Consider the following 14,803-nt stretch of genomic DNA (forward strand, 5'->3'; position numbering starts at 1 on the left):
GCCCGCTGCCGCGGCACCGCCGCGGATGTGACGCAATCGACGATTGCCGCCCCTGCCAGCCGGTAGGCTCGTAGCCATGCAGGATTCACAGGCCACGGGGACTTCCACCCGGCTTCCCATAGTTGTGCCCTCACGCAGCGATGCACTGCTGCGCACCCTCACGGAGCCTGTGGGCGGGCCGCTGGGCAAGCGGACAGGGCCGGGACGCACCAACCCCGGGTTCTTCACCGTGGAACGGGTCCTTGTCATCATGGCGGCCGTGTCGGCCTTCATCGCGGTCATGGGCAAGGGGCACTGCCGCACCTCCGGCTGGACCACACCCGACCAGTACTCCACCGTGTGCTGGTCAATGTTCCCCAACGCCTTTGCGGAGAACCAGCTGGGCTCCGTGTTCCCTTTCTTGGGCCAGGGGTCAACGTTTGACCAGCCCGTGCTGGCCGGCTGGGTTGCCGGCCTCACCGCCTGGTTGACCCAGGGCTCCGGCGACGGCGCGCTGCGCCAGCTGGCGTTCTTCGACCTCAATGCCGCGCTCATCGCCGTGCTCTGGATCGCCACGGTTGTCCTGGTGGCCCGCAGTGCAGGACGCCGCCCCTGGGACGCCGCCATTGTGGCCGCCAGCCCCGTGCTTGTGCTCACCGCGTTTGTCAGCTGGGACTTCTGGGCGGCAGCCCTGGTGGCCCTGGCCGTGTTCCTCTTTGCCCGGCGCCGGACCCTGTGGGCCGGCGCTGTGCTGGGCGTGGCCGGGATGGCCGCACCGTACCCGGCGGTCATACTGGTGGCGCTGGTTCTGCTGGGCTTCCGCACCGGGCGCGCCACCAAGATGCTGGAGATGGCTGCAGCGGCCGTCATCGCCTGGCTGCTTGTCCTGGCCCCGGTCATGGCCCAAAACCCGCCGGCCTTCCCGGACTACCTCAAGAAGCTCATCGCTGCCGAACCTTCGGAATCATCGCTGTACGGCGGCTGGAACCTCGTGGCCGGGCGCATGGGCCTGCCGCAGCTGGGGCTCGGAACCAGCAATGCACTGGCGGCCATCCTGTTCGTGGCCCTGCTGATGGGACTGGCCTGGCTGGCGCTTTACGCCCCCAGGCGGCCCCGCGTGGCCCAGCTGCTGTTCATAGCGGTTGCCGGTTTCACGGTTGTCAACAAGGCCGCCGAGCCCTGGCATGCCATTTGGCTGCTGCCGTTGCTGGCCCTGGCCCTGCCGCGCTGGCGGCCCGTGCTGCTGTGGCAGGCCGCCGTCATCACGCACTTCATTGCGCTCATGCTGTTCCAGGGCAAGGTGCTTGGTCAGACCAGCAACCAGCACGCCATCGACACCCCCTACTTTGTGATTGCCGCCCTGCTGGCAGGGGCCGCCAGCTGCGCGCTGCTTGGCCTGGTGGTTCGGGACATATACGCGCCGGAGCATGATGTGGTGCGGCGCGGCGGCGTGGACGACCCCCAGGCAGGTGTCCTGGCCGGTCCGCCTGCCGACCCTTCGCAGGCCCTGGCCGCCGGGGCGGAACAGGCCTAGCGTGGTCGACGTCGCGGTCGTCGGGTCGGGCCCCAACGGCCTGGCCGCCGCCGTGACCATGGCCCGGGCCGGACTTTCGGTCCAGCTGTTCGAGGCCGCGGATTCGGTGGGCGGCGGCACCCGGACCGCCGAGTTGACGCTTCCGGGATTCCGCCACGATGTGTGTGCCGCCGTGCACCCCATGGCACTGGCCTCGCCCTTCTTCAGGGCCTTTGAGCTGGGGCGCCGCATCGAGTTGCTGGTGCCGGAGATTTCCTACGGCCACCCGCTGGACGGCGGCAGGGCAGGCATTGCCCACCGCAGCCTGGACCGCACGGTGGAGGGGCTGGGCGCCGATGGCCGGGCGTGGCGCACGCTGATGGAACCGTTGCTGCGCCGGCTGGACGGCGTCATTGACTTCACCCAGGGAAGCCTGCTGCGGCTGCCCAGGGATCCGGCCGCCGTGGTCAACTACGGGCTCCGGACCCTCCTGCAGGGGACCCCGGCGTGGAACATGGGATTCGCCGGCGATGTGGCCCCGGCCATGCTGACAGGTGTGGGCGCCCATGCGATCGGCCGGCTGCCGTCGCTGGCCACCTCGGGGGCCGGGCTGCTGCTCGGGGTGCTGGCGCATGCCGGCGGCTGGCCTGTGCCCAGGGGCGGTTCTCAGGCCATCGCCGCAGCCATGGCGGACGATCTCACCGCCCATGGCGGCCGGATCGAGCTCGCACACAGGGTGGACAGCGTCGCGGAGCTGCGCTCGGCTACCGGGGCCAAGGCGGTCATTTGTGACACCACGCCCCGCGCCCTGGCGGCTATGGCAAGCGACCAGCTGCCGGAACGGTATATGCGCCAACTGGAATCCTTCAGGTACGGGGCCGGCGTCTGCAAGGTGGACTTTGCCCTCTCCGGTCCTGTGCCCTGGACGGCGGAGGAACTCCGCCAGGCACCCACCCTGCACCTGGGTGGAACGCGCGCTGCCATCGCCTTCGCCGAAAAAGAGGTGCTGGCCGGGCGCCACCCGGAGAACCCCTATGTGCTGGCCGTCCAGGCAGGGGTGGTTGACGGCAGCCGCGCCCCTGCCGGGCAGCACACCTTCTGGGCCTACACCCACGTCCCCGCAGGATCCACCAGGGATTGCACCGAGGACATCATCAGGGCCGTGGAGAAACACGCGCCCGGATTCAGGGAGCTGATCCTGGCCAGCAGCACCCAGACCGCCCGGGACGTGGGCGCGTACAACGCCAACTACATTGGCGGGGACATCAGCTCGGGGGCCGTGACCCTGCCCCAGCTGATCAGGCGGCCCGTCCTGTCCCCGGACCCCTGGCGGACGCCCGCAGCCGGGCTGTACCTGGGTTCGGCGTCGACCCCGCCGGGGCCGGCCGTGCATGGCATGGCCGGTTGGCTGGCGGCACGCTCGGCGCTCAAGAACACCTTCGGCCTGCCCGCGCCGGAGCTGGGGCTGCAGGCTTAACAAAAACGGCCCGTGGGGTCGGGGAACCTTCATGGTTCCCCGACCCCACGGGCCGTTTGCGGCAGTGCTAGTTGCGGCGGTCCAGGGTGCCCAGGGTCTTGCCTGAGGCATCCGTGACGGTCAGGGTGTCGCCGTCGATGTGGCCGCCGGCGGCCTTGGACAGCCAGGTGTCCACGCCTTCGCAGGCCATCAGGGTGCCGCCAAGCTGCTGGAAGGAAAGCTCGCCCTTCACCAGGAACCACTGCCCGCTGAGGCGGTTGCAGCCGTCGCTGCCCTTGACAAAGCCGGCCTGCTCAAAGCTGGGGTCCTGGTCTGCTGCCAGGGAGAGCTCCAGGTACGGCGCCTTGTCGACCTTGTAGCCGTCCCCCCAGGTGCCGACGGGGCCGGTTGCGGCACCGCAGGAGGAGATGGTGAGGGCCAAAAGAAGGCTGCCGGCAAGGGCTGCAATGCGTTTCATGGTGGGAGAAGCTCCGATCGCGCTGGGCTGGACGTGCGTTTCCTTCATGTTATTGCATGGGGCCGGAATCCCGGCCTTCGCAAAAGCTCAGGCTGCCCCGACGCCGGCGCCGGCAGGCACGGGTGCCGCCAGGACGCCGTCGCGCATGGTGGCCACGGCATCGGTGAGCGGAACGAACTCGGTGTCGTGCGTGACCATGATGGTTGCCACCTTGAATTCGTCGGTGACCTCGCGCAGGAGTTGCACGATCGAGGCGCTGCGTTCGTGGTCAAGTGCCGCCGTGGGCTCGTCCACCAGCAGGACCTTGGGCTGCGCCATGAGGGCACGGGCAATGTTGACGCGCTGGCGCTGGCCGCCGGAAAGCTGGTGCGGACGCTTGTTGCCGCAGTCTGCCAGGCCCACGAGGTCCAGCAATTCCGCTGCCCGGGCGGTGGCGGCCTTGAGGGGCTTTCCGCGCAGGTGGTCCGTGATGACAAGCTGCTCGATCGAGGTCAGCGAGGCAAGCAGGTTGGGCTGCTGGAAGATGATGCCCACCTTGTCGCGGCGCAGTTCCGCCAGTGCCTTTTCGCCCAGGGCGGTGGCGTCGACGCCGTCGATCATGACCAGGCCGGAGCTCGGCTTGACCAGGGTGGCGGCAACGGCCAGCAGGCTCGACTTGCCCGAGCCGGAGGGGCCCACAAGGGAGACGAACTGGCCCGCGGGCACCGCGAGGTCCACGGCGTCCAGCGCCTTCAGGGTGCCTTCGCCGTCAGGGTATTCGAGGGTGACGTTGATGAGGTTCAAAGCAGTCATGGGATTTTCCTTGGGAAAGTGTGCGAAAGGGTTTTCGGCGGGCGGCGGGGGAGGTCAGTTGCCGCCGAGGGCGATCATGGCGTCGACGCGGGTGACCTTGCGGACGGCCAGGGCGGCGCCGGCCAGGCCCAGGGCCACAATGCCCACGATGGGCAGCAGCGTGGTGGCCGGGGTGAGCAGGAACGGTGCGGCCTGCGAGGCGAAGACGCCTCCCACAATGCCCACGAGCCCGCCCAGGCCTGCTCCGGCCAGCAGCACCAGGGCCGCCTGGGTCAGGGCGTCGCGCAGCAGGTAGCTGCCGGAGGCGCCCAGGGCCTTGAGCACTGCGATGTCGCGGGTGCGCTGCACGGTCCACACCGTCAGGAAGGCCACGATCACCAGGGCCGAGATGCCGTACAGGAACGCCTGCATCATCATGAGCGAGCCGTTCTCGCTCTTGTATCCGCCCAGCCCGGCGAACGATCCGCTGCGCGTGGTGCTGACGGTGCCGGCTGCGGCGTTGGCGGCGTCCGTGTCAACAGTGGCACCCGGCTGCTTGGTCACGGCCAGCACGGTGGCAATCTGTTCGGGGTCGCTGAGGTGGGCCACCTTTGTCCAGGTGGGAAGCGTGGTCCAGACAACCGAGCTGTGCGAGTACCACTGGTCCGGCACAATGCCCGAAACCGTCAGTTCGGTGCCTGCAATCGTCACGGCGTCGCCCGTGGACAGGGAGAGGTCCTTGGCGACGCTTTCGCCGATCACCACTGTGGTGTCACTGATGTCCGACGGCGCGATCCCGGCGTCCGCGGCCGTCCCGCCGCCCGCCGGGGTGCCCAAGCCAAACACGGCAACGTTGGTGATGCCCAGGCTGTCCCCGGCGCCCTGGAAGCGGCTCTGGCTGATGCCCAGCGGCACCACGGACTCCACGCCCGGCTGCTTGGCCCATTCACCGGCCTGGCCGGCAGTGACCTGGCTTTCGGTGAAGGAGACCTTGGGGTCGTTCTTGGCCGGGGCGCCAAACACGATCTGGCTGACGCCGCTGCCCGAGCCGCCGCCCAGCTGCGCGACGGCCGAGGTGGACTGGTTGCCCAGGCCGGCCGTGAGGCCGGACAGCAGCACCAGCAGCAGGCTGATGAGCGCCACGACGGCGCCCATGAGGGCAAACCTGCCCTTGGCAAAGCGGATGTCTCGGATCGCGAGGAACATGTGGAGCTACTTTCGTGTGCCGGACCACCTGGATTTGTCCGGATTCTTCTGGTGTTTCCACTCTCCCGCGGACGCGCGCACCTTCCATCGCAGGCTTGGATGATCCCCGGAAGTGGTTGGGTTGATCCGCCGGTCAACCATTTGGTTGATACGCCGGGCGGGTTGGGGAACTAGGCTGGTGGCATGTCTGCCGTGGATGCGCCGCCCGTGACCAGTGGCATGATCCTGCGCTTTCTGCGCGTGAGCCTGCACGTTGGCTTTGCCGTGCTGCTGGCCGTGGGCATGGTCCGCCTCGCAGTGGAGCCGGCCGCGGGCGCCGGACGCTACATCTACCCGGCCCTGTCGCTGCTTCTTGCCGCGGCCTACCTGGTGGGCACCGTCGCCGAGAAACGCTTCGCCGGCGGAACGCTGGCACGCAACCCCCGCCGCTTGGCCATCCTGTGGCTGGCCGTGGTGACGACACTGTGGGCCGTGCTCATGATCGGCTCCGTGGAGTTCTCCTGGCTTGTCTTCCCGCTGTTCTTCCTGCACCTGCACCTGCTGCCCCGCTGGGCGGGCCTGGCCATGGTGGTGCTCATGACGGCCGGCGTTGTGTGGTCCCAGTGGGCGGCCTCGGGCGCCGCGGTCCCGCCCCTGGCAGTGGTGGTGGGCCCCGTGTTTGGTGCCGCTTTCGCCGTGGCAACCTCCAAGGCCTACATGCTGCTGTACCAGGAGAGTGAAACGCAGCGGCTGGCAGCCGACGAACTGCGCCGAACCCGCGCCGAACTTGCCGCAACCCAGCATGAATCCGGCGTGCTGGCCGAGCGTGCCCGGTTGGCCCGCGAAATCCACGACACCCTGGCCCAGGGCTTCTCCTCGATCATCCTGGTCTCCCGCGCAGCACGGCGCAGCCTGGAATCCGGTGACCTGGACTCCACGGCCGAGAGCCTTGCCATGGTTGAGGCCACCGCCGCGGAGAACCTGGCCGAGGCCCGCAACTTTGTGCGTGGGCTCTCCTCCCCGGCCCTGGCCGAAACCTCGCTTGTGGAGAGCCTGTCCCGGCTGTGTGAGAAGACGCAGCGGGAGGCTGCCGCCCGGGGTGGAACGCTCACATGCACCTTCCGCCTGGACGGCGAACCCGTGGACCTGCCCCAGCCGTACCGCGTGACCCTGCTGCGTGCCGCCCAGGCGAGCCTGGCCAATGTCTGGCTGCACGCCGCGGCGGGCTCCGCCGTGGTCAGCCTGGCCTTTTTGGGCAGTGAGGTGACCCTTGACGTGTACGACGACGGCCGCGGCTTTGAGCCCGAAACGCTGGCGGACACCGTGGCGGGGAGGGCAGACGGCAGCGGATTTGGATTGCGTTCGCTGCGCGAGAGGGTCGTGGCGCAACAGGGGACCCTGACCATAGAGTCGGCCCCGGGGGAAGGTACCGTGGTGGCCATCCGGCTGCCGCTGGATGCAGGGCAAAGTGCGGCTCAAGGGGATGAAAATGGCTGAAATACGCATATTGCTGGTGGACGACCACCCGGTGGTGCGTGCGGGCCTGCGGGCCATGCTCACGGAATTTGAAGGCTTCACTGTGGTGGCCGAAGCACCGGAAGGGTCCGCCGCCATCAAGGAGGTCCAGCGCCTGGCCATGCTCGGCGAGCCCGTGGACGTGGTGCTCATGGACCTGCAGATGGGGGCCGGCATGGACGGGGTCAGCGCCACCAAGGCCATCAAGGAGCTGGCGGAGGCCCCGCCCGTGCTGATCCTGACCACCTACGACACGGATGCCGACATTCTGGCCGCCGTGGAGGCAGGCGCCAGCGGCTACATGCTCAAGGACGCGCCGCCGGAGCAGATCCGCGCCGCAGTGCAGCAGGCGGCGGCGGGGCAGACGGCCCTGGCCCCCGAGGTGGCGGCGCGGCTCATGGGCCGGATCCGCAACCCCGCCCCCGTACTGTCCGCGCGGGAGGTGGAGCTCGTGGAACTTCTGGCCACGGGAATGGCCAACAAGGAGATCGCCCGCCAACTGTTCATTTCCGAAGCCACCGTCAAGACCCACCTGGTGCACATTTACGACAAGTTGGATGTGGACAACCGCACGGCCGCCATCTCCGTGGCGGTGGCCCGGCGGATCATCCGTGGCACCGGCTGAGGACTCCACCTGCCTTTCCCTGCCGCTTCGTTGAATGTTCACGTCATGTTGGCGCAGCCGCAACACACTTCGACTACCGTGTGATATGCATAACATATGTGGGAAATAGTTCGGATCGCTTTCGTGGCCGGATCGATTCTGACAAGTTGTGTTTTTTCTCGGAAATTCAGTGGGCGACTGGCCAAATCGGCGTAAGCTCAGCACTACCGCGTGCAATGATGCAGGAGGACCATCTAGTGACGTTTTCGCGAGGCAAGTCACGGACATACCAGTTGAGTATGGCCGTGGTCTGCACATTGCTGGCCTCCGGTGGTTTTGTGGGGGCCGGCTATGTTGGCACGTCCTCCGCCGACGCCGCCGCAGCACTTAGTGTCCAGCAGGCCGGCCGCACCCAGGCCACGTCCCCCGACGTCCAGCCGGCCGGCTTTGATTCCGTGGCCGCCCAGGGGCTGGGGGCGAAAATTTCCTTTGCCAACACCCTGATCAGCGCCAGAAAGCCCGCCGCCAAAAAGATCTTTGACCTGACCGACCCCAACGGCAACACGCCCCACCTGGCTCGGGGGGTCAATGCCATGCGCGGGGACATTCCCGAGGTGTCCGCGGAACTGATCTCCCAGGTCCGCAAGGACATCCTCGCCGCCGCCTACCAGGGCCTGGGGCACCGCTACGTCTGGGGCGGCACGAGCTTTGAAAACGGCTGGGACTGCTCAGGATTTGTCCAGTGGGCCTACGCGCAGGCCGGGGTGGTGTTGCCGCGCACCGAGCAGTGGGTGCCCATGGTGGAAACCAACAACCCGCAGCCCGGTGACATTGTGGTGCAGAATCCCGACGGCCCCAACCACTGGTCGCACATTGGCATTTACATTGGCAACGGCAAGATGATCAGCGCACTGAACCCCTCGGTGGGCACCTTCATCCATGCACCGTCCGATGTCAGCTCCTCCTCGAGCTACTTCACCATGCCGGCCTTTGCCGCTGCAGACGCCAAGGCCAAGGCCGATGCCGAGGCCAAGAAAGCCTCTGCGGCAGCAAGCTCCGCGGCCACCACACCAGGCAAGACCAGTGGCCCGGCCAAGCCCACCCCAACGAAGCCGGGAGCCACCAAGCCGCCGGCCACAACAGGACCCGGGACGAAGCCACCCACGACGCCACCTGTCACCACGCCGACGACGCCGCCTGTCGTCACCACTCCGCCCATCACCACGCCGCCGGTGACAACCCCGCCCGCGACCACCGAGCCGCCGGCAACCACCGAACCGCCCGCATCGCCGCCGCCGGCCACCGAGGACCCCACCAGCGACGCCCCGGCCACAACGGATGCGGGCACCACCGAACCGGTAACGGTGGCCCCCTCGGGCACCGGACTGGCCACAAGCCAGTCGGCAACGGAATCGAGCGAAGCGACGGAGCCGGGCACCGCCACCCCAACTCCATAATTGTCAGCGAACGGGTCCCGTCCAGCGTCTCCATGACGCGGGACGGGACCTTTTTACTGCCCCTGCGCCCGCAGTGGTATGCGTCACAAAAGTCCCCGAACTTGACCTGCGTCACAGTCTTCAGTGATTGTTGGTGAGTATTTCAAGATGCAAGTAGTCACAAACAGTCGTCTCGCACTGAAAGTTGGTTCGCATGCCGTTGTTCCACGAGAAGAAACCGGCCACCACGCCGCCAAAACAGAAGGGACGGCGGGCCATGGGCCGGCGCAGTGTGGCCGTTGCCCTGGCCGGCCTGCTCGCCGCCGGTGCCGTTCCTGCACTGGCACTGCCCCAGGCGGCCCTCGCCGCCCCCGGAACGCCCATTGCGGCGTCGAACATCAAGCCAGAGGTCCCCGTTGAAAGCAACGGCTCCACCCTCGGCGCCATCAGCACCTTCACGCAGGCCGGCAATGTGGTCAGCCTGGCCCCGGCCACCGGCGCCATCCGCGTGACCTTCCTGGACGATGGCAACTTCCGCCTTGAGGCAACCCCCACGGGATCCTTCTCGGATCCGGCCAACAGCCCCGAATCACCTGCCGACGCAACGCGCACCGCCAACATCGTTGTGGGTGCGGCCGACTTCAAGGCAGGCACGGTCAACGTGGCCGACGCGGGCGGTGTCATCACCATGTCCACGGCCAAGGTGAAGCTGGAAGTCAACAAGGCATCCGGCGCCTTCACCCTCAAGCGCGCCGACGGCAGCGTTGTGTGGCAGGAATCCTCCGCCCTGAGCTTCGGTGCCAACACCACCACCCAGCACCTGGCCCCCAAGGCCGGCGAGCAGTTCCTGGGCGGCGGCATGCAGAACGGCCGCGTGGTCCACACCGGCTCCACGATCAACATCTCCAACAACTTCGACTGGGACGACGAGGGCCACCCCAACGCGGTCCCGTACTACATGACGAGCGCCGGCTACGGCGTCCTGCGCAACACCTTTGCGCCCGGCTCCTACACGTTCACGGCCAATGAGACCACAACCCACAGGGAAAAGCGCTTCGACGCCTACTACTTTGTGGGCGACTACAAGCAGAGCCTGGACGGCTACACCAAGCTGACGGGGCGCCCCAACCTGCCCCCCGTGTACGGCCTGGAATATGGCGACGCCGACTGCTACAACCGTGCACTGCGCGGCGAGGCCCCGCCGTCGGACCCCAACGCCACCAAGAAGCAGCACACCTACGACTCCGTTGAAACGGCCAAGGAATTCAAGGCCAACAACATGCCCGCGGGCTGGATGATCGTCAACGACGGCTACGGCTGTGAATACACCGAGGATGCGGCTGGATTCGACAAGAATGCCCCGTACGACCCCAACAGCACCGACAAGGGCCTGGGCAACACGGTCAAGGCCATCAAGGCCGAGGCCGACCTCAAGACCGGCCTGTGGACCCAGCGTTCGCTGAGCAACCAGGAAAAGGAAGTCGGCACCGACGGCATTGCCCTGCGCAAGCTCGACGTCGCCTGGGTCGGTGCAGGCTACCGCATGGCCCTGACCGGCTGTGAAAGCGCCAAGGGCGGCATCGAGACGTATTCCGCGGGCCGCGCCAACACCCTCATGGTTGAGGGCTGGGCCGGTGCCCAGCGCTGTGGCGTGCCGTGGACCGGCGACCACTCCGGCAACCTGGACGCCGTCCGCTGGGCCGTCCCGGCCATGGCCGGCGCCACCAACTCCGGCCAGGCCTTCACAGCCTCCGACGTGGACGGCATCTTCGGTGGCAGCACCGAAAGCTACGTCCGCGACCTGCAGTGGAAGGCGTTCGCCCCCGAGCTGTACTCCATGAGCGGCTGGGCCAGCGTGGACAAGCGCCCCTGGCTCTATGGCGAGGCAGCCACCGAGATCAACCGCAAGTACCTGCAGATGCGCCAGGAACTCATGCCCTTCATCTACTCGCTGGCCGTTGATTCCAACGCCAACGGCGTGGGCATGATGCGCAGCATGCCGCTGGAATTCCCCAACGATCCGCTGTCCTACACCAAGGAAGCCGAAACCCAGTTCCTGCTGGGCCGCGACTACCTGGTTGCCCCTGTCTCCACCTCCACTCCGGTGCGCAACGGCATTGTGCTGCCCGCCGGATCCCAGTGGATCGACTACTGGAGCGGCGCCATCCACCAGGGCGGCCAGGTCCTCAACGGCTACAGCGCCCCGCTGGAAACCCTGCCCATCTTTGTCCGGGCAGGCGCCGTGGTGCCCAAGGGCCCCATTGCCCGCAACGCCTCCCTGGTCCCGGAAAATTCAGCCCTCACGGTTGACGTCTACCCCGCCGGAGCCTCCTCCTTCACCCTGAAGGAAGATGACAAGGTCAGCCGCGAATACAAGAACGGCAAGGCCAGCGTCCAGGAATTCAAGGTTGCTGCGCCCGCCAAGAACGGCGGCGACGTCAGCGTCACGATCGGCAAGCGCGACGGCGACTACGCCGGCAAGGCTGCTGCCCGCCCCTACAAGCTGGCCGTCCACAGCGGCTCGGCACCGTCCTCGGTCACCGTGGGCGCAACCACGCTGCCCAAGGCAGCCGACGCCGCGGCACTGGAAGCCGCAGCAACCGGCTGGTACTACGACGCCGCGGATGCCGGCGGAACGGTCCACGTCAAGGCCGGCCCGATTGCCTCCAACGCAACGGCAACCGTCACGCTCAAGGCAACCTCCGCCGTCGGCGGCACGGACTCGGACGCCAAGGCGGCAGCCGTGGCCGTGAACCTGGAAAGCAAGGTGTTCCAGGGCAGCAAGACCGCGGCCTCGGCAACCTTCACCAACACGGGCAGCAACGCCAAGACGAACGTGGTCATCACCCCCGTGGTCCCCGCGGGCTGGACCGTGAGCAATGCACAGGGTGCAACGGTGGCCCAGGTGGCCCCCGGCGCGACTGTCCAGGCAACCTTTGACCTGCTCCCCGGAGCGGCTTCGGAGGCGGGGCTGCAGAGCATCGGGGCCAAGGCAACATACAAGGACTCCAAGGGGGCTCCCCAGGAAGTCTCCGGCTCCAACCAGATGTACGTGGCCTACGGGTCACTGGCTGGTGCATTCAACAACATCTCCGTCACCACCGCCAGCGGCGCCTTTGCGGACAAGCTGGGCAACTTCGACGGCGGCGGAGCGTCCTTCAGCTCCGAGCAGCTGGCGACCGCCCCGCTCCCGGCAGGCGGGGTCACCCCGGGATCCACTGTCACAGTGGATGCCGGCCTGCCCACCGAGGTCAACTACACCTGGCCTGCAGCAGGCGCGAACAAGAACAACGCCGTTGCACTGAACGGGCAGACCATCGCGCTGACCGGCAAGGGCACCGACCTGGCCGTGCTCGGCTCGGCCGCCGCGGGATCGGGCGTCAGCCCGGAACTGACCATCACCTACAAGGACGGAACTGTCCAGAAGGGTGCCCCGTACTTCCCCAACTGGCTGCCCCAGGGCGACACCAGGGGCGCCAAGGTGGCCATCAAGGCCATGGGCCGCAACAGCAAGACCCAGGCCGCCAACCCGGAATACACAGGAACCGGCTACCAGATCTACTCCGGCACTGTGCGCCTGCTCCCCAACAAGGAGCTGGCCTCGGTGCAGCTGCCCGTTGCCGAGAACGTCAAGATCTTTGACTGGCAGGTAGTGGACTTCCCGCTGCCCACGGCCCCGGACAAGGATTCCTTCATCTCCGATGTGACCCCCGTCAGTGCCAGCAACGGCTACGGCGTCATTGGCAAGGACGTGGTCAACAAGGATGCGGCAAACTCGCCCGATGTCCCGCTGACCATTGTTGACCGCACCGACCCGGCCAGCCCGAAGACCACCACGTACGATAAGGGCATGGGTGTCCACGCGGCCTCCAACCTCACGTACTACGTGGGCGAGCAGTGCTCCCGCTTCACCTCCGAGATTGGCCTGGAAGGCGACTTCGGCGGCACCATCATCTTCACGGTGGTGGGCGACGGCAAGGTGCTCTACCAGAGCCGCACACTTGTCAAGGGCTTTGCCCCGGAAAAGCTGAACATTGACCTCAGCGGCGTCTCCTACGTGGAACTGAAGGTCGACCCGATCTCCGGCGGCTCCATCAACGGCGCCCACGGCGTGTGGGGCAACGCCAAGTTCCTCTGCGCGGAGGCTCCGCCCGCCGACGAGCAGGCTCCGGTCACCACGGCAACCATTGTGCCGGCCGCTCCGGCCGCCAGCGGCTGGTACACCACGGCACCGACCGTGGAACTGGCCGGCACCGACAACGTGGGCGTCACTGCGACCGAATACCAGATTGGCAACGGCCCCTGGAGCACGTACACCGAGGCAGTTGCACTGCCCGAGGGTGTCAACGGCTTCAAGTACCGCTCCACTGACGCCGCCGGCAACGTCGAGGACGCCAAGGCAGCAGAGTTCAAGGTGGACACCCAGGTGCCCACCGTTGTTGCCAAGGTTGATGGACGTAACGTCAAGCTGACGGCCGCCGATTCCGGCTCCGGCATCGCCTCGGTGGAATACTCCACCAACGGCGGCGCCACCTGGCAGGCCTACACCGCTGCCATCAAGGCAGGCAAGGACGGCGTGTCCGTTTCCTACCGTGCCACCGACAAGGCCGGCCTGTCGGCGGCATCCACGGCCAACGCCGTGGTTCCCCCCGTGGGCAAGCCGCAGCCGGAGGCCCCGTCCATCACGGCCCCCGGCACCGCGAAGGCAGGTTCCACTGTCACCGTGACGGCAAAGAACCTCACCCCCGGTGCAAGCTACGAGCTGTGGATCCACTCCGAGCCCGTCAAGCTGGCCACGGCCAAGGCCGCAGCCGACGGCACGGTCACGCTGACGGGCACCATCCCGGCGAACCTCGCCGCCGGCGCCCACGAGCTGACGCTGGAGCAGGATGGCACCGTGCTGGCCCGCTCGGCAGTGGTTGTTGCCGCGGCAGGCACCAACCCGCCCGCCACGGGAACGCCCACGCCGAGCCAGCCGGCAGGCAACGGCGGCAGCAACACGGCAGGCAACGGTGACGGCCTGGCCAGCACCGGTGCCAAGGTCATGCTGCCGGCAGGCATCGCCCTGCTGCTGGTGCTGGGAGGTGCCGGCGCGATGGTGGTCACCCGCCGCCGTCGTGCATAAACAGCGCAGCCTGACATAGGGGAAGGGCCCGTCCGCACAGTGCGGACGGGCCCTTTTCCGTGGTCCGGTTCAGCCGCCGTGCTGGAGGAAGCTCAACACCGCCAGGACGCGGCGGTGGTCGTCGGCACCCGGCTGCAGGCCCAGCTTGATGAAGATGGAGCTGATGTGCTTTTCGACGGCGCCGGCACTGATGACGAGTACCTTGGCGATGCCTGAATTCGTCAGGCCCTGCGCCATGAGGCCAAGCACCTGGGACTCGCGTGGGCTCAGGGTGTGAAGCGGGTCGGCGGCCGAGCGGTTGGACAGCAGGGCCGTCACCACCTCGGGATCAATGACAGTTGCGCCGGCTGCCACCCGCCGGATGGCGTCGGCGAAGTCCTCGAAGCGGGCCACCCGGTCCTTGAGCAGGTACCCCAGGCCGGCGCCGCCGGAGGCCCCCGCGAGCAGTTCGCCGGCGTAGTCCAGCTCCACATATTGCGAGAGCACCAGGACGGCAACCGAGGGGAATTCCGCCCGGATCGCCAGGGCCGCGCGCAGGCCCTCATCCCGGTGTGAGGGGGGCATCCGGACGTCCGTGATGACCAGCTCGGGCACATGCTCCCGCACGGCGGCCATCAGCTCGGTGCCGTCGCCCACGGCCGCGCACACCTGGGCCCCGGTCTCTTCGAGCAGGCGGATGAGTCCCTCACGTAGCAGGACGGAATCTTCGGCAAGGACAACACGCATGCCTCCACAGTAGTG

The 14,803-nt window shown here is 67.6% G+C and carries 10 protein-coding genes; 6 read left to right on the top strand and 4 right to left on the bottom strand.

What is annotated here, in order from left to right; genetic code table 11:
* Window positions 1–76: 76 nt before the first annotated feature.
* Entirely contained in the window at window positions 77–1,513 is a 1,437-nt protein-coding gene (locus tag PCK14_RS06645; protein WP_269937676.1) for a glycosyltransferase family 87 protein, read from the top strand.
* Window position 1,514: 1 nt separating this feature from the next.
* Window positions 1,515–2,969 (top strand): phytoene desaturase family protein, encoded by a 1,455-nt coding sequence (locus PCK14_RS06650; protein WP_269937677.1) that lies wholly within the window; start codon window positions 1,515–1,517, stop codon window positions 2,967–2,969.
* A gap of 67 nt (window positions 2,970–3,036) precedes the next feature.
* On the opposite strand, the gene PCK14_RS06655 is transcribed toward PCK14_RS06650, so the two are convergent.
* The 3 genes from PCK14_RS06655 to PCK14_RS06665 form a co-directional block, all read right to left on the bottom strand.
* Entirely contained in the window at window positions 3,037–3,426 is a 390-nt protein-coding gene (locus PCK14_RS06655; RefSeq protein WP_269937678.1) for an META domain-containing protein, read from the bottom strand.
* Window positions 3,427–3,513: 87 nt separating this feature from the next.
* Window positions 3,514–4,218: an ABC transporter ATP-binding protein gene (locus PCK14_RS06660; protein ID WP_269937679.1), complete on the bottom strand. Its 705-nt coding sequence runs from the start codon at window positions 4,216–4,218 to the stop codon at window positions 3,514–3,516.
* 54 nt (window positions 4,219–4,272) lie between these two features.
* On the bottom strand, window positions 4,273–5,403 hold the full coding sequence (locus PCK14_RS06665) for an ABC transporter permease (protein ID WP_269937680.1): 1,131 nt from the start codon (window positions 5,401–5,403) through the stop codon (window positions 4,273–4,275).
* Between the two features lie 183 nt (window positions 5,404–5,586).
* On the opposite strand from PCK14_RS06665, the gene PCK14_RS06670 reads away from it, so the two are divergent.
* The 4 genes from PCK14_RS06670 (at window position 5,587) to PCK14_RS06685 (ending at window position 14,062) form a co-directional block, all read left to right on the top strand.
* The gene (locus PCK14_RS06670; protein WP_269937681.1) at window positions 5,587–6,879 is read left to right on the top strand and encodes a sensor histidine kinase; all 1,293 of its coding nucleotides are present in this window, start codon (window positions 5,587–5,589) and stop codon (window positions 6,877–6,879) included.
* On the top strand, window positions 6,872–7,522 hold the full coding sequence (locus PCK14_RS06675) for a response regulator transcription factor (protein ID WP_269937682.1): 651 nt from the start codon (window positions 6,872–6,874) through the stop codon (window positions 7,520–7,522). The genes PCK14_RS06670 and PCK14_RS06675 overlap by 8 nt, the downstream gene beginning before the upstream one ends.
* Window positions 7,523–7,758: 236 nt before the next feature.
* Window positions 7,759–8,958 (top strand): C40 family peptidase, encoded by a 1,200-nt coding sequence (locus PCK14_RS06680; RefSeq protein WP_269937683.1) that lies wholly within the window; start codon window positions 7,759–7,761, stop codon window positions 8,956–8,958.
* A gap of 256 nt (window positions 8,959–9,214) precedes the next feature.
* Window positions 9,215–14,062 (top strand): NPCBM/NEW2 domain-containing protein, encoded by a 4,848-nt coding sequence (locus PCK14_RS06685; RefSeq protein ID WP_269937684.1) that lies wholly within the window; start codon window positions 9,215–9,217, stop codon window positions 14,060–14,062.
* Window positions 14,063–14,131: 69 nt separating this feature from the next.
* Here PCK14_RS06685 and PCK14_RS06690 read toward each other — a convergent pair whose 3' ends face one another.
* Complete coding sequence (locus tag PCK14_RS06690) at window positions 14,132–14,788, bottom strand: response regulator transcription factor (RefSeq protein ID WP_269937685.1); 657 nt, start codon at window positions 14,786–14,788, stop codon at window positions 14,132–14,134.
* Window positions 14,789–14,803 lie beyond the last annotated feature (15 nt).

It is taken from the genome of Arthrobacter sp. HY1533 (assembly GCF_027568515.1).
In the GTDB taxonomy this organism is placed as follows: Bacteria; Actinomycetota; Actinomycetes; order Actinomycetales; family Micrococcaceae; genus Specibacter.